The organism is Streptomyces sp. NPDC093221, assembly GCF_044753885.1.
In the GTDB taxonomy this organism is placed as follows: domain Bacteria; phylum Actinomycetota; class Actinomycetes; order Streptomycetales; family Streptomycetaceae; genus Actinacidiphila.
Genome location: NZ_JBIVOA010000004.1, coordinates 656245 through 678674, shown reverse-complemented (window position 1 = coordinate 678674; position 22430 = coordinate 656245). Strand labels below are relative to the sequence as shown.

Sequence of the window (22430 nt, the reverse complement as noted above, 5' to 3'; positions counted from 1 at the left end):
TGAGGAGTACAGAGCGTGTACATCACCAAACGGAAGCTGTTCGTACCGCTGGCCGCGGCCACGCTGATCGGCGGCGGACTGACCGCCGCGGGGCTCGCGTCGACCGCCTCGGCCTCGGTGCCGGACACCATTCCGCTCACCTTCACCAACAACTCCGGCCGCGGCGACCAGGTCTACGTCTACGACATCGGTACCAACCTCGCCACCGGAGAACAGGGCTGGGCCGACGCGGACGGCGCCTTCCACGCGTGGCCGGCCGGCGGCAATCCCCCCACCGAGGCGCCCGACGCGTCCATCGCGGGCCCCGCCGACGGCCAGTCGCTCACCCTGAAGCTCCCCAAGTTCTCCGGCCGGGTGTACTTCTCCTACGGCCAGAAGCTGGTCTTCAAGCTGACCACCGGCGGCCTCGTCCAGCCCGCCGTGCAGAATCCGGACGACCCGAACCACGACATCCTGTTCAACTGGACCGAGTACACGCTCAACGACTCGGGCCTGTGGATCAACAGCACGCAGGTCGACATGTTCTCCGCCCCCTACGCGGTCGGCGTGAAGACCGCGGACGGGACGACGAAGACCACGGGACACCTCAAGCCCGGCGGCTACAACGGGTTCTTCGACGGCCTCAAGGCGCGGCCCGGCGGCTGGGCGGGCCTGGTCGAGACCGCGCCCGACGGCAGCGTCCTGCGCGCGCTCGCGCCCGGCCACGGCATCGAGTCCGGCGCGCTGCCCGCCTCGGTGATGGACGACTACATCAACCGGGTCTGGGACAAGTACAGTTCCTCGACCCTGACGGTCACGCCCTTCGGCGACCAGCCGGACACCAAGTACTTCGGCCGGGTCTCCGGTGACGTCATGAACTTCACCGACTCCTCGGGCGCGGTCGTCACCAGCTTCCAGAAGCCGGACTCCGACAGCGTCTTCGGCTGCTACAAGCTGCTGGACGCGCCGAACGACCAGGTGCGCGGCCCCATCTCCCGTACGCTGTGCGCCGGTTACAACCGCACGACGCTGCTGACCAACTCCGAGCAGCCCGACGCGGACGCGTCCGGCTTCTACCAGGACGCGGACACCAACCAGTACGCGCGCGAGATCCACGAGCAGATGGCCGACGGGAGCGCGTACGCCTTCGCCTTCGACGACGTCGGCAACCACGAGTCGCTGGTCCACGACGGCGACCCGCAGGAGGCGTCGATCACGCTCGACCCGTTCGACTGAGCCGCGTCAGCGGCCCGGTGGGGTGACGACGACGGCCGCGGCGGCGGGTGCTGTCGCCGCGGCGTTGTCGTCGTTGTTCCCGTTCCAGTCGGTCACGGTGTCGCCGACGATGTGGCCCGCGAGACCGACCGCCAGGAAGACCCCGACGAGGACCTTCGCCGCGGTGCTCATCAGCAGCGGCCGGGTGGCGGAGGCGAGGGCGCCGGGAACGGCTCCGGGCACCGCCCCGTAGGTGTCGCCCGGCACGGCGCCCGGCATGCCCGGCCGCACCGCGCCCGGTACGGCCCCAGGCGCGTCGCCGTCGCCGAAGAGCCGCTTGGGGTAGGCGGAGGTCAGCAGGAGCACGTAGGCGCTGAACCGCATGCTGTAGCGCAGCGTCGCGGCGCTCGCCTCGAACAGCGGCCGGGGCATGCGGCCGAGCACCAGCGTGATCAGCCAGATGATGAAGGCGAGCGCGTACCAGCCGGAGGTCACCAGGCCCTGCACGATGCCGGCCGGGATCATCAAGATGATGCGGAAGAACACCGCGAGCCGGTTCAGCGGCCCCGGCCGCAGCTCGATCCGCACCGGATAGTGCTCGGCGGGCCGCAGCGCGAACGGCGGATACCGGTCGACCAGCAGCATCGCGCTGGCGTGCACACGCGTCTCGTACGCCAGGAACGCGCCGAGGTAGCGGGCCACGCCCTCGGGCAGGTGCCCGGTGAACAGCGCGGCGAACCAGCCGACGATGACGGTGAAGAACGCGCCGACGCCGAGCACGAACACCACGATGAACTGCGGGATCAGCAGCAGCCAGCGCAGCAGCACCGTCAGCCGCCGCTGGCGGCCCGGGTCCGGCATGTCCAGTTCCGGCAGCCACTCCACCGGCTCGGCCCCCTCGGGCCTCGCCCACATCGGTTGCGTCATGCCCGGCGCTCCGTCCCGGGGCGTCCACGAAGACGCCCTCGTGGACGAACCTCGCAGTACGGAGCACCCCTCGCATGTCCAGCAGGGCGGCCGGGTGACGCCCGGACGGGCCGCACCGCCGTGCGGGCGCTCCCGCGGGCGGTGACCATGGAGCGCGAAGGGGGGCTTCCGTGTAGGCCCGCACGTGCCGGGCAGGCGCGGGAACAGGGGCGCCGCGCGTGACCCGCGGGCGCCGCCGCAGCGATGACGACGACCGAGAGGTGCGAGCCATGCCCAGGGGATCGAGTGCCAAGCGCGAGCGCCAGTACGAGCACATCAAGGAGAGCGTCGAGGACCGCGGCGGGTCCGAGAAGCGGGCGAAGGAGATCGCGGCGCGCACCGTCAACAAGGAGCGCGCACGCTCCGGCGAGGCGCGCACCGCGAGCCGCAGCTCCACCCACGACATGTCGTCGGGCCGCCGCGGCGGCCTGCGCTCGCACTCCGGCGCACAGGGCCCGACGAAGGAGCAGCTCTACAACGAGGCCAGGCAGCGGAACATCAAGGGCCGCTCGTCGATGACGAAGGCGGAGCTGTCCAAGGCGCTCGGCCGCTGACGCCCGTCCGCTGACGGCCGCCGGACGTCGGACGACTCGGGTTGAGGTCCAGGTCTAGGTCTAGGTCCCGGTCCAGGTCCGGGCTCAGGCTCGGGCTCAGTTGAAGGTGTCCGGGTCGGGGCCCGTGCGCTCACCGCGGTCGAGTGCGGTGATGGCGGCCATGTCGGCCTCGGGCAGCTCGAAGTCGAAGAGCCGGAAGTTCTCCTCGACGCGGGCGCGGGTCACCGACTTCGGGAAGACGATGTCGCCGCGCTGGATGTGCCAGCGGAGCGTGACCTGGGCGGGTGTGCGGCCCAGCCGTTCCGCGGCGGCCACCAGCACCGGGTCCTTGAGCACGTTGCCCTTGGCGATCGGGGACCACGCCTCGGTCGCGATCTCGTGCTCGGCGTTGAAGGCCCGTACGTCGTCCTGCACCAGGTACGGGTGCACCTCGATCTGGTTGACCGCGGGGACGACCGTGCACTTCTGGAGCAGGCGGCTGATGTGCGGCGGCTGGAAGTTGGACACCCCGATGGCCTTGGCGCGGCCCGAGGCGTAGATCTCCTCCAGCGCCCGCCAGGTCTCGGTGAAGTCGCCCACCGCGGGCCTCGGCCAGTGGATCAGGAAGAGGTCCAGATACGGCGTGTCCAGGTCGTCGAGCGAGCGGGCGAAGGCCGTGAGGGCGTCGCCGTACGCGTGGTAGGAGTTGTCGAGCTTGCTGGTGACGAAGACCTCCTCGCGCGGCAGGCCCGATGCGCCGACGGCCTGGCCGACTTCCTTCTCGTTGCCGTACATCTCGGCGGTGTCGATGTGGCGGTAGCCGATCTCCAGGGCGGTGGTGACCGCCTCCCGGGTGTCCTTCGGCGGGATCTGGAACGTCCCGAAGCCGAGTTGGGGGATGGCGACGCCGTTGTTGAGCGTGAGAGCGGGCACAGCAGACATGTGCGCGACTTCCTTGCGTGTCTCGGCGGATGATTCCCGGTGGAGCCGCCTGACCTGCGGCGACGAGCCCGGAGTGACAGGGCGGCCTTCACCCACCGTAACTTCTGCCGACGTATCCGGCCTGCCGACGGCAGACCCCGGCGCGCGGACCCTGAACGGGTCATGAGGGGCGCCCAGCCGATACGACCGGACGACGGGGGGGATGCCGCCGGCCGTATCGGCTTGTGAGGCGGGGGGGTGCCTCAAAGGTTCGGGTGCCCGGGTCCCGCACCGCCAAACACCCCGAATCCGGGAGCGTGCCTAATTCGCTTCGGAGAGCGCTCTCTCGGTAGGGGTGTAACCCGTTACGCTGTGCCTGTTCCGTGCCACGCCGCCCCGCGTGAAGGAGACGTCCCTTGTCCGACCCGAGCTTCGCGCCGCGTCCTACGCTGGAGGCCGTCGCCGCGCGGGCCGGGGTGTCGCGTGCCACCGCCTCACGGGTGGTCAACGGGGGAGCGGGAGTACGGGGACCGCTGGTGGAGCGGGTCCGCAAGGCCGTGGACGAGCTGGGGTATGTGCCCAATCAGGCGGCCCGCACGCTGGTGACGCGGCGCAATGACGCCATCGCGGTGGTGGTGGCCGAGCCGGAGACGCGGTTCTTCACCGACCCGTTCTTCGCGCAGCAGGTGCGCGGGATCAGCAAGGAACTCACCGCGCGGGACAATCAGTTGGTGCTGCTGCTGACCGAGGGGGCCGCGGATTACGAGCGGGTCGGCCGCTATCTGGCGGGCGGTCACGTGGACGGCGCGCTGATCTTCTCGCTGCACACCGACGGTTCGCTGCCCGTGCTCTCCAGCAGGGGAGACGTGCCGATCGTCATCGGCGGCCGTCCCACCTGGTCCGATCAGGAGTCCGGCCGCCGCGCCCTGTACGTGGACTGCGACAACCGGGGCGGTGCGAGAGACGCGGTACGGCACCTGCTGGGCATCGGCCGCCGCCGGATCGCCCACATCGCGGGACCGCTCGACCAACTGGCGTCGGTGGACCGGCTGGACGGGTTCCGTGACGTGCTGCCGGAGACCGACCCGCGGATGATCGCCGAGGGCGACTTCACCCCGGAAGGCGGCGCCCGCGCCATGGCCGAACTCCTCCAGCGCTGCCCCGACCTGGACGCCGTCTTCGCCGCCTCCGACGTCATGGCCTCCGGCGCCCTGCGCGTCCTGCGCACCTCAGGACACCGCGTCCCCGACGACATCGCCGTCGTCGGCTTCGACGACATGGTCTCCGTCGCCGAATGGACCGACCCGCCCCTGACCACCGTCCGCCAGGACATCGAGGAAATGGGCCGCCTCATGGCCCGCCTCCTCCTGCGCGCCCTGGAGCCCGCGCTGGCCGCCGAGGCCGTTCCGGCGCTGTCGTCCATCGTCACCCCGACCCGGCTGATCGTCCGCGCCTCCGCCTGAGGCCGCCGGACCGGACCGGCCGGACCGGATCGGACGGGCCGGACCAGTCGGGCCCGCACGGCCGGGCCGGACCCGACGGACCGGATCGGCCGGATCAGACGCGTCGGACGGACTGGTCCCGCTCGGCCGGGCCGGATCCGACGGACCGTCACCACTCCACCGCGCGGGCCGAATTGCGGCACTCCTCCCGTATTCGTCGTGCGACGGCTCTTGACGAGGGGTCGCCGGAGCGGGCACGCTCCTTCTGGTGGCCTGAGAGCGCTCTCAGACGGAGCGGCCCCCCGACTCTCGGCGCACCGAACCCACCCGTTCCGCCCGACCGTCGCGTATCCGCGACCCACCCGCTATGGGAGCGCTTCCAGATGACCGCTGTCGACGACCACGCCACTGCCGAGGAGCTGCGGTTCCCGGCCGGATTCCGGTGGGGGACGGCCACGGCCGCGTATCAGATCGAAGGAGGCGCGACGGAGGACGGGCGGACACCGTCGATCTGGGACACCTTCAGCAGCACGCCGGGGCGGGTGCGCAACGGGGACACCGGCGACATCGCCGCCGACCACCGGCACCGGATGCCCGAGGACGTCGAGCTGATGCGCGAACTCGGCGTCACGGACTACCGGTTCTCGGTGTCCTGGCCCCGCGTCCAGCCGACCGGCCGGGGCCCCGCGGTGCAGCGCGGCCTGGACTTCTACCGGCAGCTCACCGACCGGCTGCTGGAGGCGGGAATCCGGCCGGTGGTCACGCTCTACCACTGGGATCTGCCGCAGGAGCTGGAGGACGCGGGCGGCTGGCCCGAGCGCGACACGGCGGCGCGGTTCGCGGACTACGCGGAGCTCGTCGGCGAGGCGCTGGGGGACCGCATCCCGCTGTGGACGACCCTCAACGAGCCCTGGTGCAGCGCCTTTCTGGGCTACGGCTCCGGCGCGCACGCGCCCGGCAGGACCGACCCGGCCGCCGCACTGCGCGCCGCGCACCACCTCAACCTCGGGCACGGCATGGCCGTCGGCGCCCTGCGCGCACTGCTCCCCGACACGGCCGCGGTCTCGCTGGTGCTCAACCTGGCGGCGGTGCGCGGCCGTTCCGACTCCGCGGCCGACCGCGACGCGGTGCGCAGGATCGAGGCGCTGGCCAACCGGATCTTCCTCGACCCGGTCTTCCACGCGCGCTACCCGCGCGACCTGATGGAGGACACGGCGGCGCTCACCGACTGGTCGTTCGTACGGGACGGCGACCTCGCCGAGATCTCCCGGCCGATCGACGTACTCGGCCTCAACTACTACAGCCCCACCGTGGTCGCCGCCGCGGCGGCCTCGCCCTCCGCCGTACCCGGCCGCCCCTCCCCGGCGGAGCCCTCGCCGTGGCCGGGCACCGACGGCGTCGTCCGCTTCCTGCCCGCGGAGGGCCCGCGCACCGCGATGGGCTGGCCGGTCGACGCCGAGGGCCTGACCGGACTGCTGCGCCGCCTGGGCAGGGAACTGCCCCGCGTGCCGCTGATGATCACCGAGAACGGCGCCGCGTACCACGACTACGCCGACCCGTCGGGCGCCGTCCACGACCCCGAGCGGATCGCCTACCTGGCCGGCCATCTGGCCGCCGTGCTGGAGGCGGTGCGCTCGGGCGTGGACGTCCGCGGCTACTTCCTCTGGTCGCTGCTCGACAACTTCGAGTGGTCCTACGGCTACAGCAAGCGCTTCGGCATCGTGCACGTCGACTTCGCCAGCCAGCGCCGCACCCTCAAGGACAGCGCCCGGTGGTACGCCGACCTGATCGCGACCAACCGCGCCGCGCCCGGCGCGCCGGGACCGCGCCACCCGCACCGCCGCCGTGCCGGAGTCCGCGCGGTGTGAGGCGGGCGGGGCGTGTCGCGGTCCGGCCGTGCGCGCCGGGCCCGGTCAGCGCGCGGCGGGCCCGGCTGGGTCGACGCGGTGCCGCTGTACGTGCTCGTACGCCATCGTCGTCTGCACATCGGCGATCTCGCGGCGCTCGGTGAGCCGGTCGATGACGAAGGCGTAGACGCCGTTCACGTCGGGGACCGCGATGTGGATCAGGAAGTCGTGCGGGCCCGAGGTGACGAACAGGCCGATCACCTCGGGCAGCGTGGCGGCCCACTCGCGGAAGCCCTCGATGACCGGCCGGGCGGGCGGCCTGACCCGTACCGCGATCAGCGCCTGCACCGGGCGGCCGATCGCTTCGAGGTCCAGGGTCGCGTGGTAGCCGGTGATCACCCCGCGGTCGCGCAGCTGTTTGACGCGTTCGAGCGAGGTGGAGGGGGAGACGCCGGTCTTGGCGGCGAGATCGCGGTTGGTCTGCCGTGCGTCGTGCTGCAATTCCCCCAGCAGAGCCTGGTCCAGCGCATCAAATTCCACGAGAGTCCCTATCTGCCTGATGAAGTTCGGTAGCTCTGAGAGAAGACGGCACGTGTGCCTAGTCTAGGCGGCGGATTCCCGATCGGATGGAGGGCGCCGCATGGACGTGCGCACGGACCTGTCGACCCGGCAGGCGAAACTCAAATGGGTCATCGTCGTGGACGAGGAGCTGCCCGCCGGGCGGCTGGTGAACGCCGCCGCCTGCATGGCCGCCTCGGTCGGCAAGGAACTGCCCGACCTGGTGGGGCGCGGCGGCGAGGACGCCTCGGGCGCCGTGCACCCCGGCCTGCCCTGGGCGGGCTGCTCCGTCCTCGCCGCGGACGCCGGCACGCTGCGTGAGCTGCGCGGCAAGGCGGCGGCCAAGGACGGTGTCCTGGTGGTCGACATGCCCGAGGCGGCCCAGACCTCACGGGTATACGACCAGTATCTGGACCAGCTCGCGGGCACCAAGGGCGAGGACGTGGCGTACAGCGCGATCAGCCTGGTGGGCCCGCGCAACGCGGTGGACCGGCTGGTCGGCAGGCTCCCGCTGCTGCGCTGAGCGCGAGTACGGGCCGCGGGCGCGTACGCACGGGCCGCCGCGTATCCGCCGGTAGGTGTCCGCGCGTGCGCCCCGTACCCGCGGTGTGTGTCCCGTACCCGCCGCGTGCGTCCCGTACCCGCCGGTACGTACTCGTCCCGGCGCTCCCGACGCGCCCGTCGGCGCCAGTCGAGCGATGATCGAGGGATGAGGCGTACCGGTCGCGAGATGGGCGTCCCCGAGCTGGAGCCCGAGGTGTTCGACCGTGCCATCGTGTCCGTGGCCCTGACGTCGGGGCCCGAGCACCGGCTGGTGTACTACAACGACGCCTTCCACGACCTGTTCGGACCGCGCCCGCTCGGCGTCCCGGCGGGCGAGGTGTTCGACGAGCCGCACGAGTCGCCGTACCTCGACCTGCTCGATGTCGTCTACACCGAAAAGGCGCCGCGCCAGGTGACCACCCCGCGCACCACGCGCGGCAGCACGCCCGGTGCGCCTGGGCGGCGGCATTTCGTGTACAGCCTCTCGCCCGTGGTGTCCCGGCACGGCCCCGGCGTGCTGACCGTCGCGATCGACACCACCGCGCACATCGAGGCCGCCGAGCGGGCCGAGGAGCTGTCGGAGGAGCGCCACCAGGCGTTGCAGCGCTACGAGGCGCTGATGTCGGCCGTCTCGCAGATCGTCTGGCTGATGCGGCCCGACGGCGCGATCACCGAGCTGGTCGGCGGCTTCGAGGAGTTCACGGGGCTGCCGTGGCGGTCCAGGATCGACGAGGTGTGGCTGGAGTCGGTGCACCCGCACGACCGCGCCGGGCTCCTCCAGACCTTCCAGGAGGCGGCGACCGGGCCGGCCACGATGTTCGTGTGCACCTTCCGGATGCGTACGGCGACCGGCGCGTACCGGCGCGTGCAGTCGCGGGCGGTGCCGGTCGTGCGCGACGGCGAGACCGTCGAGTGGATCGGCACCACCTCCGACGTCGAGGACCAGTGGCGCAACCGGCTGCGCGAGCGGCTGCTGGCCCGGGTCGCCACCGTCACCGCCGCGCAGGACGTGGCCCAGGCGTTCGCCGCGACGGCCTCGGCGGTCGTACCGGAGCTGACCGACGCCTGCGTGGTGTTCCTGCTGCCCGCCGTGGGGCTGCCTCCCGGTCCCGGCGGGGCGGCCACCGCCACCCGGATCGCCGAGACGGCCAGGGCGGGACTGCCCGACCTGCCGCCGCTGAACGACCAGCCGTACCAGGTCGGCCCGGTCGTCCAGCAGGTGATCGAGAGCCGCAGGCCCCGGCTGGTGACCTTCCCCAGCGGCGAACCGCCGCCCGGCATCGTCCCCGACGCGTCCACCGCCTGGCTGCGCAAGGTCAGGGCCACCAGCCTCACCATCGTGCCGATCGTCATCGACGCGGCCGTGGTCGCCTTCGCCGTCGCGGCGGCCTGCGCCGACAGCCCGCCGCCGGGCCCCGCCGACCTCGCGCTGCTCGGCGAGATCCTGCACGAGGTGCGCGACCCGCTGCGCCAGGCGCTGGAGCTCCAGCGCACCCGGCACACCGCCCTCACCCTCCAGCGGGCCCTGCTCACCCCCACCCCGCGCGTGCCGGGCGCCGAACTGGCCGCGCACTACCAGCCCGCCAGCAAGACCGCCGAGATCGGCGGCGACTGGTACGACGCGCTGCTGCTCCCCGACGGCTCCGTCGCCCTCACCATCGGCGACATCGCGGGCCACGACCTGGAGGCGGCCACGTCGATGAGCCAGCTGCGCAGCATGCTCCGCGTCATCGCCTACGACCAGGTCCACCCCGGCACGCCCGCCGACAGCCTCGCCCGGCTCGACCGCGTCGCCGACGGCCTGGGCATCGCGCCGCTGGTCACCGCCGTCCACGCACAGCTCACGCCGGGGCCGGGCGGCGGCTGGCACGCGGCCTGGTCCAACGCGGGCCACCCGCCGCCGCTGCTGCTCCCGGTCTCAGGGGCGCCGCGCTTCCTCCAGGGCGAAGGGCCCGACCTGCCTCTGTGCGTCGACCCGGCGCTGCCGCGCGCCACCTGGCACCACGAACTGCGCCTGGGCGACACGCTGTTGCTCTACACCGACGGGCTGATCGAGGTGCCGGGCACCGACCTCACCGAGGGCATGGCGCATCTGGCCGCGCACGCGGAGGAGGCGCAGTCCGACGGGGTGCCGCTGGCCGCGCTCTGCGCCAGGCTGCTGGCCGCCGCCGACTCGCGGCGCGACGACGCGGCCGTGATCGGCTTCCGGCCCACCGCGCAGGGGCGGGTGTGGGAGGGGATGTGGGGCTGAGGACGGGCCGGGGCATCGGCCGCGGTCACCGGCGGTTCCTCAGAGCCGCACCACCATCACCACGCCCAGCGTCACCATCGTGACGGCGATGACCCCGTCGAGGACCCGCCAGGAGCCGGGCCGGGAGAACGGCCGCCGCAGCAGCCGGGCGCCGAAGCCGAGCGCGCCGAACCACAGGACGCTGCCCGAAGCGGCGCCGACGGCGAACGGCCAGCGGCCACCGCCGTACCCGTTGGCCACCGACCCCAGCAGGAGCACGGTGTCGAGGTACACATGCGGATTGAGCCAGGTCATGGCGAGGCAGGTGAGGACGGCCGCGCGCAGGGTGCCGCCGCTCGCGCCCCCCGGGTCGAGGTGTTCCGGGCGCAGCGCGCGCCGGGCGGCGAGCACGCCGTAGCCGACCAGGAAGGCGCCGCCGACCCAGGCCGCGACCGTGACGGCCGAGGGCCAGGCGTGCACCACCGCGCCGATCCCGCTCACGCCGAGGGTGATCAGTGCCGCGTCCGACAGCGCGCAGATCGCGACGACCGCGGCGACGTGCTCCCGGCGGATGCCCTGCCGGAGGACGAAGGCGTTCTGGGCGCCGATGGCGACGATGAGCGACAGGCCGGTACCGAGACCCGCCAGAGCCGCGAGAAGGGCTGCGTGCATGGTGACGAGGCTAGGAGAGCCCCTGTCATCAATCCAGCTAATGATTCTTAGGTAGCATAAGGGATCGTGATGATCGACCTCCCGCTGGACCAGGTCCGCACGCTGCTCGCCGCCGTCGACGAGGGCACCTTCGAGGCCGCGGCGCAGACCCTGCACGTCACGCCGTCCGCGGTCAGCCAGCGCGTCAAGGCGCTGGAACAGCGCACCGGACGCGTCCTGCTGCTGCGCACCAAGCCGGTACGGCTGACCGAGTCCGGCGAGATCGTCGTCCGATTCGCACGCCAGCTGACCCGGCTGGAGCGGGACGCCAGCGCCGAACTGGGGCTGTCCGACGAGACCGCCGGTACGACGGCGCTGCCGATCGCGGTCAACGCCGACTCGCTCGCCACCTGGTTCCTGCCCGCCCTCGCCGAGGTCCCGGCGGGGCTGCCGGTCTGCTTCGACCTGCGCTGCGACGACCAGGACCACACCGCCGGGTGGCTGCGGCAGGGGCTGGTGATGGCGGCGGTCACCTCTTCGCCGGAGCCCGTGCAGGGCTGTACGGTCCGCGCGCTCGGCCGCATGCGGTACCGCGCCATGGCCGCGCCCGCCTTCCACACGCGGTGGCTGTCGGGGGCGCCGCTGCGGGAGGCGCTGCCGGAAGCGCCGCTGGTGGACTTCGACCGCAAGGACGACCTCCAGGACCGCTTCCTGCGCGCCCTCGCGCCGCGCCGCGCCGCGAACACCCCGGTCACCCGGCGCGCCCGGCACTACGTCCCCTCCTCCGACTCCTTCGTGACGGCCGTCGCGGCGGGGCTCGGCTGGGGCATGATCCCCGAGGTGCAGGCCGTGGGGCACCGCAGGGACGGGACGCTGGTCGACCTCGCCTTCGAACGGCCCGTCGACGTCCCCCTCTACTGGCAGCAGTGGAAGCTCGACTCCCCGGCGCTGGCCGCCGTCGCCGAGGCCGTGGTGCGGACGGCGGCGGTCGCGCTCAAGGACACCGACGGCGCGCGGGCGGCGGGCTGACGCGGACCGGCCGGGGCGTGTGTGCGCACGCCCCGGCCGGTCACCGCCGGATGCCCACCGGCGAGTCACTCGTACGCGTCGGCTACCCGTACGCGTTGAACTCCGCGATCGACCACCAGGACGTGGCGCTGCCGGTCTGGGTCACCCGAATGTAGCGGGCGGCCTGCGCGGGGAACGCCGCCGTGACCAGCGCGGCGGAACCCGTGCCGGTGGCCACCGGGGCGCTCCAGGTGGTGCCGTTGGCCGACAGCGCGACCTGATAGCCGCGGGCGTAGTCGCTCGCGCTGCCCGCCGAGTCCATCGTGATCTGGTCGACGGTGTGCGACGCGCCCATGTCGACGGTCACCGTCTGGCCGTTGGCCATCGGCGTGCCGGTGCTCCAGCGCGTCGACGAGTCCCCGTCCAGCATCCGCGCGGCCACGTCACCGCCGCCGGTCGCCGAGGCGGACGCCGTCCACCCCGTACGCGACAGCAGGGAGTGACCGCCGCCGCCGTTGCCCGCGGGGATGGTGGTCTGGCCGGTGAGGCGGATGTCGCGGGACGACGAACCGACGTAGACGGCGTTGGTGCCGGCCGCGTTGGTCCAGGCGTTCGTCCAGTACTGGAAGCTGCGCGCGTCCAGGGTGACCGAGACGTGCTGGCTCTGGCCGGGGTTGAGGCTGACCCGCTGGAAGCCCCGCAGACTCTTGGGCGGTTCACCCGTCGTGGCGGGCTGTCCGACGTAGACCTGCGCGACCTCGGCGCCCGCTCGCGTACCGGTGTTGGTGACGTCGAAGCCGACCGCGACGTTGCCGTTCGCGTCAGGAGCGCCGACCGTCAGACCCGAGTAGCCGAAGGTCGTGTAGGACAGGCCGAAGCCGAACGGGTACGCGGGCGTTTTGTTCTGCGAGTCGTACCAGCGGTAGCCGACGTTCACGCCCTCGCTGTACTGCACCGTGTTGTTCTGGCCGGGCCACTGCGCGGTGGTGTGCGCCGGGACGTCGGCGATCGAGGCGGGGAAGGTCACCGGCAGCTTGCCGGAGAAATTCGTGTCGCCGTACAGCAGCCGGGCGATGGCCGTGCCGTCCTCCTGGCCCGGATACCAGTTCTCGACGATGCCCCGCACCGCGTTGGCCCACGGCATCGTCACCGCCGACCCGCTGTTGACGACCACGACCGTGTTGGGGTTGGCCGCCGCCACATCGGTGACGAGCTGATTCTGCGCGGAGGACAGGTCGATGGACGACAGGTCGCCGCCCTCGGACTCGAAGTTGCTCACGAAGACCACCGCGAGGTCCGAGGAGCGCGCCGTCGCGACCGCCTGGTCGTGCAGCGACAGGCCCGGAATCTGCCAGCCGAGCGTGGCGTTGCTGCCGCCGCCCGCCTGGTAGTAGTCCACCTCGATGCTCACCGGCTGATTGGCCGTCAGACTGATCGTGCCCGTCCGGGTGGTCGGACCCTGGTCGAACCAGTTGTTGATGATCTGCTGGCCGTTGACGAACAGCCTGCTGCCGTCGTCGCTGTTGAGCGAGAAGGTGTACGTGCCGGTGGTCGGCGGGGTCAGCGTGCCGGTCCACTTCGCCGACCAGTTGGTGGTGTTGACCCCGGGGGCCGGGGACTGGCCGCCCCACACGTTGTCGACGGTCGAGTCCACCCGGCTCGCCACCACCGCGCCCGACAGGTCCTTGCTGTTGTGGTACTCGCCGTACAGGCCGCTGCCGGTGCCCTGCGACGGCTTGAGATACGTACTGCCGACAGGCGACAGCGAACCGTTCGCCGACGCGACGCCCTGCGCGTACGTCACCGTGGTGCCGCTGCCCGCACGGGACTTGAGGCCCTGGTACGGCGTGATCACATGCGGCGCGTTCACGCCCGCGCTGCCGCCGCCCTGCGTCATCGCGCCGGTGCCCGCGTCGTCACCGATCACGGCCATGGACTTGACCGACGAGGCGACCGGCAGCACCGAGGAGCCGTTCTTCAGCAGGACGCTGCCCTCCTCGGCGACCTGCTGCGAGATCGCCGCGTGCGCGGGGGAGGTCACGACCGCGTTCGTGGAGCCGTTGTTGGGGTTGTCGAACAGGCCCTGGTGGAACATCGACAGCAGGATGCGGCGCACATGGTCGTCGATGGTGGCCTGCGAGACCTGTCCGTTGTTCACCGCGTTGGTCAGCGCGGTGCCGTAGTAGTCCTTGCCCGGCATCTCCATGTCCAGGCCGTTGTTGGCCGAGGCGACCGTGGAGTGGGTGCCGCCCCAGTCGGAGGTGATGAAGCCGGTGAAGCCGAGGTCGCCCTTGAGCAGGCCGTTCTGCAACGGGCCGTTCTCGCAGGCGAAGGGGCCGTTGATCGCCGAGTAGGAGCACATCACCGAGTCGGCCTGGCCCTGCTTGACCGACGTCTCGAACGCCGGGGTGTAGATCTCGCGGATGGCGCGGTCGGAGACGATCGCGTTGTCCGAGGCGTTGTTGCGGTTGGTCTCCTGGTTGTAGACCACATAGTGCTTGACCTGGGCCATCGGGCCCTGGCTCTGGATGCCCTGGATGTCGGCGGCGCCCAACTGGCCCGCCAGATACGGGTCTTCGCCCATCGACTCGAAGGCGCGGCCCCAGCGCGGGTCGCGCACGATGTTGATCGTCGGCGCCAGCACCACGTTGGTGCCCTTGCCCCACTGCTCCGAACCCAGCACCTTGCCGTAGTTCTGCATCAGCGCGGGGTCCCAGCTCGCCGCGCCCGCGACCGGGGCGGCCATCTGCGTCACGTCGTTGAAGCCGTCACCCGCACCGACCGGTCCGTCCTGAAGGTGCAGCGGCGGAATGCCCAGGCGCGTGTTCCCGTCCACGCACCCGACGTACCCGCACGACGCCCCGCCGTGCAGCATCGTCAGCTTCTCCGCCTGCGTCATCGCCGCCAGCAGTTCGTCGGCCCGCTGCGCGGGCGTCTGCGCCGTGTTCATCCACGGCTGCGTGGCGGCCTGCGCGGGACTTCGGCTCGCGGAGACAGCGCTTGCTCCGGTCACAAGTAAGAGCGCTGCCGCTATGGGCAGCGCCGTTCGTATCCAAGGACGTGTTCGACGCATGGGGGGACTCCTGTGTGCGGCTCGACAGCGCGTGGGAGAGCGACGGAACGCACAGCCCGCACGACGCGTGGGGGCGCCGACAGCGGACTGCGCAAGCGACGATCGTCCCCCGCAGACCCCGTGTCAAGACTGACAGAGAGCGCTCTCCCGCCGCCGGCGGGGGGTTGCGTGACGAGCCGTGCGGGAAAGCGCGCCCGGCGGCCTGGCGAGGTCAGGGAGCGGCGCCCTCGGACGGCTCGCAGGCCAGGCCGTCGTGATCGCGGTCGAGCTTCGGCCGATAGCGCGGATCGCTGCTCGGAATGTCGCTCGCGCCGTGGTCGTGCGCGTCCGTGCAGTCCTTGTACGTGGTCGCGGGCGGACCGGTCGTCTCTGCTCCCGAGCCCGGCACCGCGTGGACACTGGCCCCGGTGATCCGCCCGCCGTCGACGGAGTACGTGCCCTCGAAGGACTTGACGGTGCCGTCGGTCTGGGTGGCGTCCAAGTGGACGGTGACAGTGGTGGGGGTGCTGGCGAGGACGGTCACGACGTCTTCGGAGGTGGACGAGAAGCCGTTGACGAAGGCCGAGTAGGAGGAGCTGACGTTCTTGCCGCCGAGAGCCCACGCCCGGCCGAAGTCGCGGGCGTTGATCGCGGCGAAGTAGTCGCTGACGACCGTCGTCGGGTCCGTGGCGGTGGCGGTGGCCGTCGCTGTCGTGGTCGTGGTCGTCGTGGGAGCGGTCGGGGTGGGCGTGGGTGTCGCAGGCGGCGGATTCGGCGTCGTCACGGTGGTCGTCACCGTCGCTCCGGGCGCGCTCGGAGCGACGGTGACGCCCGCCGACGAGTTGCCGTCCGTGCTGCCGCAGGCCGCGGCCGTGGCCGCCGTGACGGCGACCAGCAGCGTGGCGGGCAGGAGTCGTACACGGGCCATGGGACTCACCTCGCGGGTGGCTGTCCCCTTGTCCCAGAGTGCGCCGCCCCGGCCGGTACCGCTCGCCGATCAAGGACGGACGCGCGCCTCAGCGGGTGCGGTCCTCGTCGGGGGCCGGTGGGGTGTCGGGGGTGTCCTCGGCCATGGAGCCGGGGCTGGAGAAGTCGGGGCTGGAGAAGCCGTGGGGGGAGATGCCGACCTCCTGGGGGACGAGGTCGTCGGCGGAGTCGGCCTCGTAGTCGGGGCCCTCGAAGGGCGGGACGACGTAGTCGGGCGGGGTGTAGTCGTGGATCTCGGGCGCGTCGGGGCCCGTGAAGTCGGGACTGGAGAAGTCCGGACTGGAGAAACCGGGGCTGGAGAAGTCCGGCGCGTCCGCGTCCTTACCGCCCGCGTCGCCGCTTCCGCCGCCGTGCTGTTCGTCGCTCATCTCGGTCCCCTCACGGCGGTCCGCACCGCCTGTCCGCGGAACGGAATGAACCCGGCCGCATCACCGTTGCCATGCACACAACGAACAGTACGAGACTGTACGAGCAGGAAGGTGTCCCATGAAGGTCCGTAATTCGCTGCGCTCGCTCAAGAGCCGTCCGGGCGCCCAGATCGTCCGCCGCCGCGGCAAGGTCTATGTGATCAACCGCAAGGACCCCCGCTTCAAGGCCCGTCAGGGCTGACCCCCGCGACCGGGGCGGAATGCCGGGATCCGCCCCAACTCCCCTGTATCGGGCATGAGCCGGTTGAGCGTGTCGTGCACCGAACAGGGTGTGCGACAGTATCCCTTGCCCGGGATCGGGCGGCAGTACAGGGCGCGCCGAACAGGCCCGGTGAGAACCGGACGGCGCGTTCGGAAACCGGCGTGGGGTGCGGGGCGTCCGTGCTGGTGGGGGTACCGGCGGGTCAGGGGGCCCGACCGGAGGTGCGCGCGGTGGAGGCGTGGGAATGAGTTCCGAGATCTACTTCAGCAACAACTACCGGGATCTGTGCCAGGAGCACGGCACGGGAGCGGGCTTCCAGTTCGAGTTCTCGTGCCGGCGCTGCCAGGACACCTGGCGCTCGGCCTTCGAGCCGTACACCAGCGGCCGGGTCGCGGGCTGGCTCGGCAAGGGCGTCAGCGCGGCCTACGGCGTGCTCGGCCGTGGCGGCTACGGCATGTCCAGCGCCGCCGACGGCCTGGCGGGCGCGGGCTTCGGCAGCGCCCGCGACAAGTCCTTCCAGCGGGCGATCACCAACGCCGAGGGCCACTTCAACCGCTGCCCGCGCTGCACCGACTACGTCTGCAACCGCTGCTGGAACGCCGCTCAGGGCATCTGCCTGACCTGCGCCCCGGACACCGCCGCCGAGGCCCTCGCCGCCCAGCAGCGCGGCCTCAACGACATGGTCTCCGAGCGCGCCTACACCGTGGGCCAGCAGAGCGGCCAGGCGTTCGACGTGACCGCCGCGCGCCAGCTCGTCTGCCCGCAGTGCGGTACGGAGACGCGGGGCGCCGCCTTCTGCTCCGGCTGCGGCCACCGGCTCGCCCAGCCCGACAACTGCGCCTCGTGCAGCGCCCCGATCCCCGAGGGCGCCGCCTTCTGCCCGGGGTGCGGCACCCGCCGCTGACGACGCGCGCCGCCACCCCCTCGCGTCGGCCGACGCGTGAGGGGGAGCGGCGCCATCAGGTGAGGGCCGCGCCAGGGGCGCTTACGCGTCCCGCGCGCAGCTCGCGCGCCCCGCACCACTGCTGATGAGCGTCAACTGCTCGCGCGTGGCCGGGGCGTGGATCGCGGGCGTGCCGTGGGCGCGCAGCCCCGCGAGGTGGATGTCCAGATGCCGCTGCCACGCCTCCGGCGCGACCGGGCCCGCGGTCTCCACGATGCCGCGCAGCGCCCACGAGATCGCCATGATGTCGCCGAGCACGATGTCGGGACCGATCCGCCCGAACTCCTGCGCCTGGGCCAGGAGTTCGGTGATCAGGTCGCGCAACTGCTCGACGCAGGCCGCCTTGGAGTGGCCGACCGCCTTGACCGCGTAGCCCCGGTGGGTGCTCAGCGACTGGCCCATGGCCCGCAGATAGACCTCGAGCCCGGTGCCGTCGCCGAGCGCGAGCGCACGGCGCGCCTCGGCGACCAGCTCGCTGAGCATCTGCCCGACGATCTCCTCGACCAGCGCCTCCTTGTTGGGGAAGCGCCGGTAGACCGTACCGACGCCCACCCCCGCGCGCGAGGCGATCAGCTCCACGCTCGCCTCCGTGCCGAATTCGGAGACGACCTCACGCGCGGCCTCGATGACCAACTGCTGGTTGCGTACGGCATCGCGCCGCATCGGCCGGTCCTGCGTGTCGCGCGCTGTCATCCGTCACTCCCGGTGGGTGCGGCCGTTCGTACGCCGGAGCTCACTCCGGCTTGTCACCCACGACCGTACCGCCGGGTACCACCGCCAACTCCGGATGCGCGGGCTCGTCCGCGAAATCCACCAGCCTGGTCTGCTGCCGGGTGACCGGGATCAGCATCGCGGCGAAGGCCGCGATCAGCAGCGCGACACCGAGCATCGCGAAGCCGTTGGTGTACCCCGACTCGCGCGGCAGGCCGTCGGCGGCCGGGTTCGAGGTGACGATGCTGGCCATCAGCGCCGCGCCGATCGAGCCGCCGATGGTGCGGATGTTGGCGTTCATGCCGCTGGCCACGCCGGTCTGCTCCGGCGGCACCGCGGCGACGATCAGGCTCGACATGGCCGAGAAGGCCAGGCCGAAGCCGACGCCCATCACGCCGGTGGCGATGTACAGCTCCCAGGTCGCGCCGTGCGCGAAGGCGATCATCGCCAGCGAGACGGTGCCGATCAGCGAGCCGAGTAGGACGACGATCTTGCCGCCGATCCGCTGGGCGAGACGGCTCGCGCCCAGGCCGACGGCGAACATGGTCACCGACATCGGCAGCAGGATCAGGCCGGACTCGGTGATGCTCGATCCGAAGCCGTAGCCGGTGGACTTCGGGGTCTGCACGAATTCGGTGAGGAAGGCGAAGGTCGCGTACATACCGACACCGAAGAGCAGCGCGACCAGGTTGTTGGTCCACACCGCGGGCAGCCGCATCATCTTCATGTCGATCAGCGGTACGGCGGAGCGCAGTTCGACCTGCACCCAGGCGACGGCCAGGACGACGGCGGCGATCAGCAGGCCGATCACCTTGCCGGAGGCCCAGCCCCACACCGACGCCTGGCTCAGCGCGACCAGCAGGGCGACCAGCCAGCCGGAGAGCAGCACGGCGGGCAGCCAACTGATGCGTCCCGGTGTGCGGATCGGGGACTCGGGGACGAAGAAGTGCGCGGCCACGGCGGCGAGGATCGTCATGATCATCGGCAGCCAGAACAGCCAGTGGTAGTCCAGCACGCTGACGATGGGTCCCGCGAGGACGATGCCGAGGCCGGAGCCGACCGCGATCAGCGAGGCGATGGCGCCGACCGCGCCGTTCAGCTTCTCGCGCGGGAATTCGTCGCGGATGATGCCGAAGGCCAGTGGCAGCACACCGCCGCCGATGCCCTGGATCACGCGGGCGATGATCATCACCTGCACGTTGGACGCGAGCGCGGCCAGTAGCGAGCCGACCGCGAGGGCGGACATCGTCGCCACGAAGACGCGTTCCTTGCCGATCATGTCGCCGATGCGGCCCATGATCGGGGTGAATATCGACGCCGACAGAAGGTAGGCGGTCAGCACCCAGGTGACGGTGTTCTGGTTGGTGTGCAGGCTCTCCTGGATCGTCGGCAGGACGGGGGTGACCAGGGACTGCAACAGCGCGTAGGCGGCGACACCCGCCGCCAGGACCGCGAACGTGACCTGGTGGTGCGGTCGCCGGGTCTCGGACGCCATGGAACTCCTCAAGCTTGAACCGGAACGAACATTCCGTTAAGCCAGCAGAATATCGCATCAGGAATGACGCTTCCGTTTCGTGGAGGTCAGGTGTAATGCACACCTCACTTCGTCCCCGCCGGGAATAAACGGCGGGAACGCTGCCCCGAGGGCCCGTCCGCGCCGGCCTGCCGTCGCCTCCCCGATCCACCCGGGCGGCGGGCCGGGCGTTCGCCGCGACACGGCGTCGCACGGCTTCGCACGGCCTAAGGTGGCCGGATGTTCTCCGATCAGGGGCCGAGCTTCCGCGAGTTGGCGGTGCAGGCGCTCTCCTCCGTCGACCGCGGCTACGACCTGCTCGCGCCGAAGTTCGACCACACACCGTTCCGCACGCCCGATGCCTTCCTCGACGCGGTGGCGGGCGCTCTCGCGCCGCTCGGGCCCTTCGACGCGGGACTCGACGTCTGCTGCGGTACGGGCGCGGGCGTCGGGACGCTGCGGTCGCTGTGCGGGAAACGCGTCACCGGCGTGGACTTCAGCGCGGGGATGCTGGCCGCCGCGCGCGCCGCGTACACCGGCCGGGACACCGCCGAAGGACCGGAGCCGGAGTGGGTACGCGCCGACGTCCGCGCGCTGCCCTTCGACGCGGAGTTCGACCTCGCCGTCAGCTTCGGCGCCTTCGGGCACTTCCTGCCCGCCGAACGCCCCCGGCTGTTCGCCGAGGTGCGCCGCGCGCTGCGCCCCGGCGGGCTCTTCGCCTTCCCGGTCACCGCGCCGCCGCCCGTCGACTCGGCCCTGTACTGGGCACTGTGGGGCTTCGACGCCGGGATGCGGGTGCGCAATCTGGTCTGGCGCCCGCAATTCGTCATGTACTACCGGACGTTCCCGCTGCGCGGGGTGCTCGACGACCTCGCGGGGGCCGGATTCACCGTGACCCACACGGCACTTGAGGAGTTCGGCCGCCGCCCGGACGGCAGCCCGCGCTGTCGGCTGGTGCTGGCCCGCAGCACCTGACCGGTACGGGGTCCGTACCCGGTCGGTGCCGCGGGCCGGGGCGCGGCCGGGGTCAGGCCGAGCAGCCGCTGTCGGCGATCACGTAGTAACCGGCCGCGGTCTCCTTCAAGGTGTGCGTGACGAAGACATTCCACAGCCCCATGTTCTGGTTGGAGCCGTTGGCGTACGCGTATCCGCCGCTCTGATGCGCGCGGCCCGCCGCCACCTGGGCGTAGTTGGTGGCGGTGAAGCACTGCCCGGAACCGCCGCCGCCCGACCCGGTGGTGGTCGCCGTGACCGCGCCGGACGCGGCGCCGACCGTCCCGGCAGAGTCGACCGCGGCGACGGTGTAGGCGTACGAAGTCCCCGCCGTCAGACCGCTGTCGGTGTACGCGGCCGAGGTGCTGGTGCCGACCTTGGTCCCGCCGCGGTAGACGGTGTACGAGGCGGCCCCGGTCACCGCCGCCCAACTCAGGCTCGCCGTCGTGTCGGTGGTGCCGGTGACCTTCAGCCCGGTGGGCGCGGGCAGCGCGCCCGTGCCGCCGCCGGAACCGGAGTCCAGGCCCCAGAAGCGGGCGGTGTAGTAGCTGGAGCAGATCGTGTCGAGGTAGTACGCGCCGGTAGCGCCGCACTGCTCGGTGCCCGAGCCGGGGTCGACGGCCAGACCGTGTCCCATGCCGGCGATCGAGTACATCTGTACGGCGGGCTTGCCGGAAGCGTCGTTGACGTGGTCAGCGTGGTGTTGCCGGGCAGGCTCTGGGTGCTCGACGGGGTCTGGCCGATGCCCCACACATTGGTCCACTGGTCGCGCAGCTCGGTGGCGTTGACCGGGTAGACCGTGTACTCGGAGGCGCCCTGCCAGATCGCCACCCGCGGCCATGGCCCGGTGTAACCGGGGTAGGAGGCGCGGACCTTGTCGCCCCACTGCGCCGGGGTGAGGTTGAGGCTGCCGTACTGGCAACCGGAGGCCGCCGTCTGACTGGTGGCGCACTGCGCGGGCAGCCCCGAGTCCACCGCGCCGCCCGCGAAGACGTCCGGGTAGTCCGCCAGCAGGTCGGCGGTCATGCCGCCGCCCGCCGACAGGCCGGTGACGTACACGCGACGGCTGTCCGAGCCGTACTGCGTGACGGCGTGGCCGACCATCGACACGACGGACGCCGCCTCGCCCTTGCCGCGGGTGTCCTTCGCGGGGTCGAACCAACTGAAGCAGGACAGCGAGTTGTTGGCCGAGCTGGTCTGCGGCAGCACGAGCGCGAAGCCCCACAGGTCGGCGTACTTCTGCCAGCCGGAGTTGGCGAAGTAGTCGCTCGCGCTCTGCCCGCAGCCGTGCAGCGCGACCACGACGGGCGCGTTCGCGGGCAGACCGGCGGGTGCGTACTCGTACATCGCCAGATTGCCGGGGTTGGAGCCGAAGGACGAGACCTGGGTGAGACCGGCCGCGGCGGCCGGACCGGCGGTGACGACCGCGCCGAGGCAGGCGGTGAGCAGGGCGAGGACACCGAGGAGCGCGGTGGTCACGGCGCGGGCGGTACGGGGGAGGGGCGAACGGGCGCTGCCGGGCGGCGGGTTGGGGGGCATGCGGACTCCTCGGGACGGGGGGCGGCTCACGGTCGGCGGACACCGGCACGTCGGACGACAGCGGTAGGGGGCGTTCCTGATGTGACGGGGACCACGTGTCGGCTGGACGGTAGAACCGCCGCGGCGGCCCCAGACACGTGAAGGACCGCCACCCCTGCGCGGCGGAAGT

Annotated in this window: 19 protein-coding genes and 1 pseudogene; 10 read left to right on the top strand and 10 right to left on the bottom strand. The window is 71.9% G+C overall.

The genetic code is table 11. The features are described 5' to 3' along the window. The first annotated feature begins 15 nt into the window (after window positions 1-15). A complete protein-coding gene (locus tag ACIQCJ_RS19945) occupies window positions 16-1215 on the top strand; it encodes a beta-1,3-glucanase family protein (protein ID WP_391162165.1) in 1200 nt (399 codons plus the stop codon). A gap of 6 nt (window positions 1216-1221) precedes the next feature. Here ACIQCJ_RS19945 and ACIQCJ_RS19940 read toward each other — a convergent pair whose 3' ends face one another. Further along, complete coding sequence (locus ACIQCJ_RS19940; protein WP_402712070.1) at window positions 1222-2121, bottom strand: DUF4389 domain-containing protein; 900 nt, start codon at window positions 2119-2121, stop codon at window positions 1222-1224. A gap of 269 nt (window positions 2122-2390) precedes the next feature. On the opposite strand from ACIQCJ_RS19940, the gene ACIQCJ_RS19935 reads away from it, so the two are divergent. Further along, a complete protein-coding gene (locus tag ACIQCJ_RS19935) occupies window positions 2391-2714 on the top strand; it encodes a plasmid stabilization protein (RefSeq protein ID WP_355345913.1) in 324 nt (107 codons plus the stop codon). A 96-nt stretch (window positions 2715-2810) separates the two neighbouring features. On the opposite strand, the gene ACIQCJ_RS19930 is transcribed toward ACIQCJ_RS19935, so the two are convergent. After that, complete coding sequence (locus tag ACIQCJ_RS19930; RefSeq protein ID WP_355345915.1) at window positions 2811-3635, bottom strand: aldo/keto reductase; 825 nt, start codon at window positions 3633-3635, stop codon at window positions 2811-2813. Between the two features lie 395 nt (window positions 3636-4030). Here ACIQCJ_RS19930 and ACIQCJ_RS19925 point away from each other — a divergent pair, with 395 nt between their 5' ends. Both ACIQCJ_RS19925 and ACIQCJ_RS19920 read left to right on the top strand, forming a co-directional pair. After that, window positions 4031-5077: a LacI family DNA-binding transcriptional regulator gene (locus ACIQCJ_RS19925; RefSeq protein WP_355345918.1), complete on the top strand. Its 1047-nt coding sequence runs from the start codon at window positions 4031-4033 to the stop codon at window positions 5075-5077. A 362-nt stretch (window positions 5078-5439) separates the two neighbouring features. Further along, window positions 5440-6924 (top strand): GH1 family beta-glucosidase, encoded by a 1485-nt coding sequence (locus tag ACIQCJ_RS19920; RefSeq protein ID WP_402712069.1) that lies wholly within the window; start codon window positions 5440-5442, stop codon window positions 6922-6924. A 45-nt stretch (window positions 6925-6969) separates the two neighbouring features. On the opposite strand, the gene ACIQCJ_RS19915 is transcribed toward ACIQCJ_RS19920, so the two are convergent. Then, entirely contained in the window at window positions 6970-7443 is a 474-nt protein-coding gene (locus ACIQCJ_RS19915; protein WP_355345924.1) for an Lrp/AsnC family transcriptional regulator, read from the bottom strand. A gap of 100 nt (window positions 7444-7543) precedes the next feature. On the opposite strand from ACIQCJ_RS19915, the gene ACIQCJ_RS19910 reads away from it, so the two are divergent. Both ACIQCJ_RS19910 and ACIQCJ_RS19905 read left to right on the top strand, forming a co-directional pair. Further along, entirely contained in the window at window positions 7544-7984 is a 441-nt protein-coding gene (locus tag ACIQCJ_RS19910; RefSeq protein ID WP_355345927.1) for a DUF2000 domain-containing protein, read from the top strand. A 186-nt stretch (window positions 7985-8170) separates the two neighbouring features. After that, window positions 8171-10255: a SpoIIE family protein phosphatase gene (locus ACIQCJ_RS19905; protein WP_402712068.1), complete on the top strand. Its 2085-nt coding sequence runs from the start codon at window positions 8171-8173 to the stop codon at window positions 10253-10255. A 39-nt stretch (window positions 10256-10294) separates the two neighbouring features. Here the strand turns inward: ACIQCJ_RS19905 and ACIQCJ_RS19900 are convergent, their stop codons facing one another. After that, a complete protein-coding gene (locus tag ACIQCJ_RS19900; RefSeq protein WP_402712067.1) occupies window positions 10295-10906 on the bottom strand; it encodes a LysE/ArgO family amino acid transporter in 612 nt (203 codons plus the stop codon). Window positions 10907-10972: 66 nt separating this feature from the next. Between ACIQCJ_RS19900 and ACIQCJ_RS19895 the strand changes: the two genes are divergently transcribed. Then, window positions 10973-11914: a LysR family transcriptional regulator ArgP gene (locus tag ACIQCJ_RS19895; RefSeq protein WP_402712066.1), complete on the top strand. Its 942-nt coding sequence runs from the start codon at window positions 10973-10975 to the stop codon at window positions 11912-11914. Between the two features lie 82 nt (window positions 11915-11996). On the opposite strand, the gene ACIQCJ_RS19890 is transcribed toward ACIQCJ_RS19895, so the two are convergent. The 3 genes from ACIQCJ_RS19890 to ACIQCJ_RS19880 all read right to left on the bottom strand — a co-directional run bounded on the left by ACIQCJ_RS19890 (window position 11997) and on the right by ACIQCJ_RS19880 (window position 16300). Then, window positions 11997-14843, bottom strand: coding sequence for a glycoside hydrolase family 3 C-terminal domain-containing protein (locus ACIQCJ_RS19890; protein WP_402712065.1), 2847 nt, complete (start codon window positions 14841-14843; stop codon window positions 11997-11999). A 334-nt stretch (window positions 14844-15177) separates the two neighbouring features. After that, the gene (locus ACIQCJ_RS19885; RefSeq protein ID WP_402712064.1) at window positions 15178-15873 is read right to left on the bottom strand and encodes an excalibur calcium-binding domain-containing protein; all 696 of its coding nucleotides are present in this window, start codon (window positions 15871-15873) and stop codon (window positions 15178-15180) included. An 88-nt stretch (window positions 15874-15961) separates the two neighbouring features. Continuing rightward, window positions 15962-16300, bottom strand: coding sequence for a hypothetical protein (locus tag ACIQCJ_RS19880; RefSeq protein WP_401722540.1), 339 nt, complete (start codon window positions 16298-16300; stop codon window positions 15962-15964). Window positions 16301-16418: 118 nt separating this feature from the next. Between ACIQCJ_RS19880 and ykgO the strand changes: the two genes are divergently transcribed. After that, the gene (ykgO, locus tag ACIQCJ_RS19875) at window positions 16419-16541 is read left to right on the top strand and encodes a type B 50S ribosomal protein L36 (protein ID WP_188285404.1); all 123 of its coding nucleotides are present in this window, start codon (window positions 16419-16421) and stop codon (window positions 16539-16541) included. A gap of 265 nt (window positions 16542-16806) precedes the next feature. Continuing rightward, entirely contained in the window at window positions 16807-17466 is a 660-nt protein-coding gene (locus tag ACIQCJ_RS19870; RefSeq protein WP_355345949.1) for a zinc ribbon domain-containing protein, read from the top strand. 81 nt (window positions 17467-17547) lie between these two features. Here the strand turns inward: ACIQCJ_RS19870 and ACIQCJ_RS19865 are convergent, their stop codons facing one another. Together ACIQCJ_RS19865 and ACIQCJ_RS19860 are read right to left on the bottom strand one after the other, a co-directional pair. Continuing rightward, the gene (locus tag ACIQCJ_RS19865; RefSeq protein ID WP_391045581.1) at window positions 17548-18198 is read right to left on the bottom strand and encodes a TetR family transcriptional regulator; all 651 of its coding nucleotides are present in this window, start codon (window positions 18196-18198) and stop codon (window positions 17548-17550) included. Window positions 18199-18238: 40 nt separating this feature from the next. Beyond that, the gene (locus ACIQCJ_RS19860) at window positions 18239-19711 is read right to left on the bottom strand and encodes an MFS transporter (RefSeq protein WP_188285401.1); all 1473 of its coding nucleotides are present in this window, start codon (window positions 19709-19711) and stop codon (window positions 18239-18241) included. A 258-nt stretch (window positions 19712-19969) separates the two neighbouring features. Between ACIQCJ_RS19860 and ACIQCJ_RS19855 the strand changes: the two genes are divergently transcribed. Next, window positions 19970-20704, top strand: a complete 735-nt coding sequence (locus ACIQCJ_RS19855; protein WP_402712063.1) for a class I SAM-dependent methyltransferase — start codon at window positions 19970-19972, stop codon at window positions 20702-20704. A 52-nt stretch (window positions 20705-20756) separates the two neighbouring features. Here the strand turns inward: ACIQCJ_RS19855 and ACIQCJ_RS19850 are convergent. Further along, window positions 20757-22261: pseudogene (locus tag ACIQCJ_RS19850) on the bottom strand (PHB depolymerase family esterase). Window positions 22262-22430: the final 169 nt, after the last annotated feature.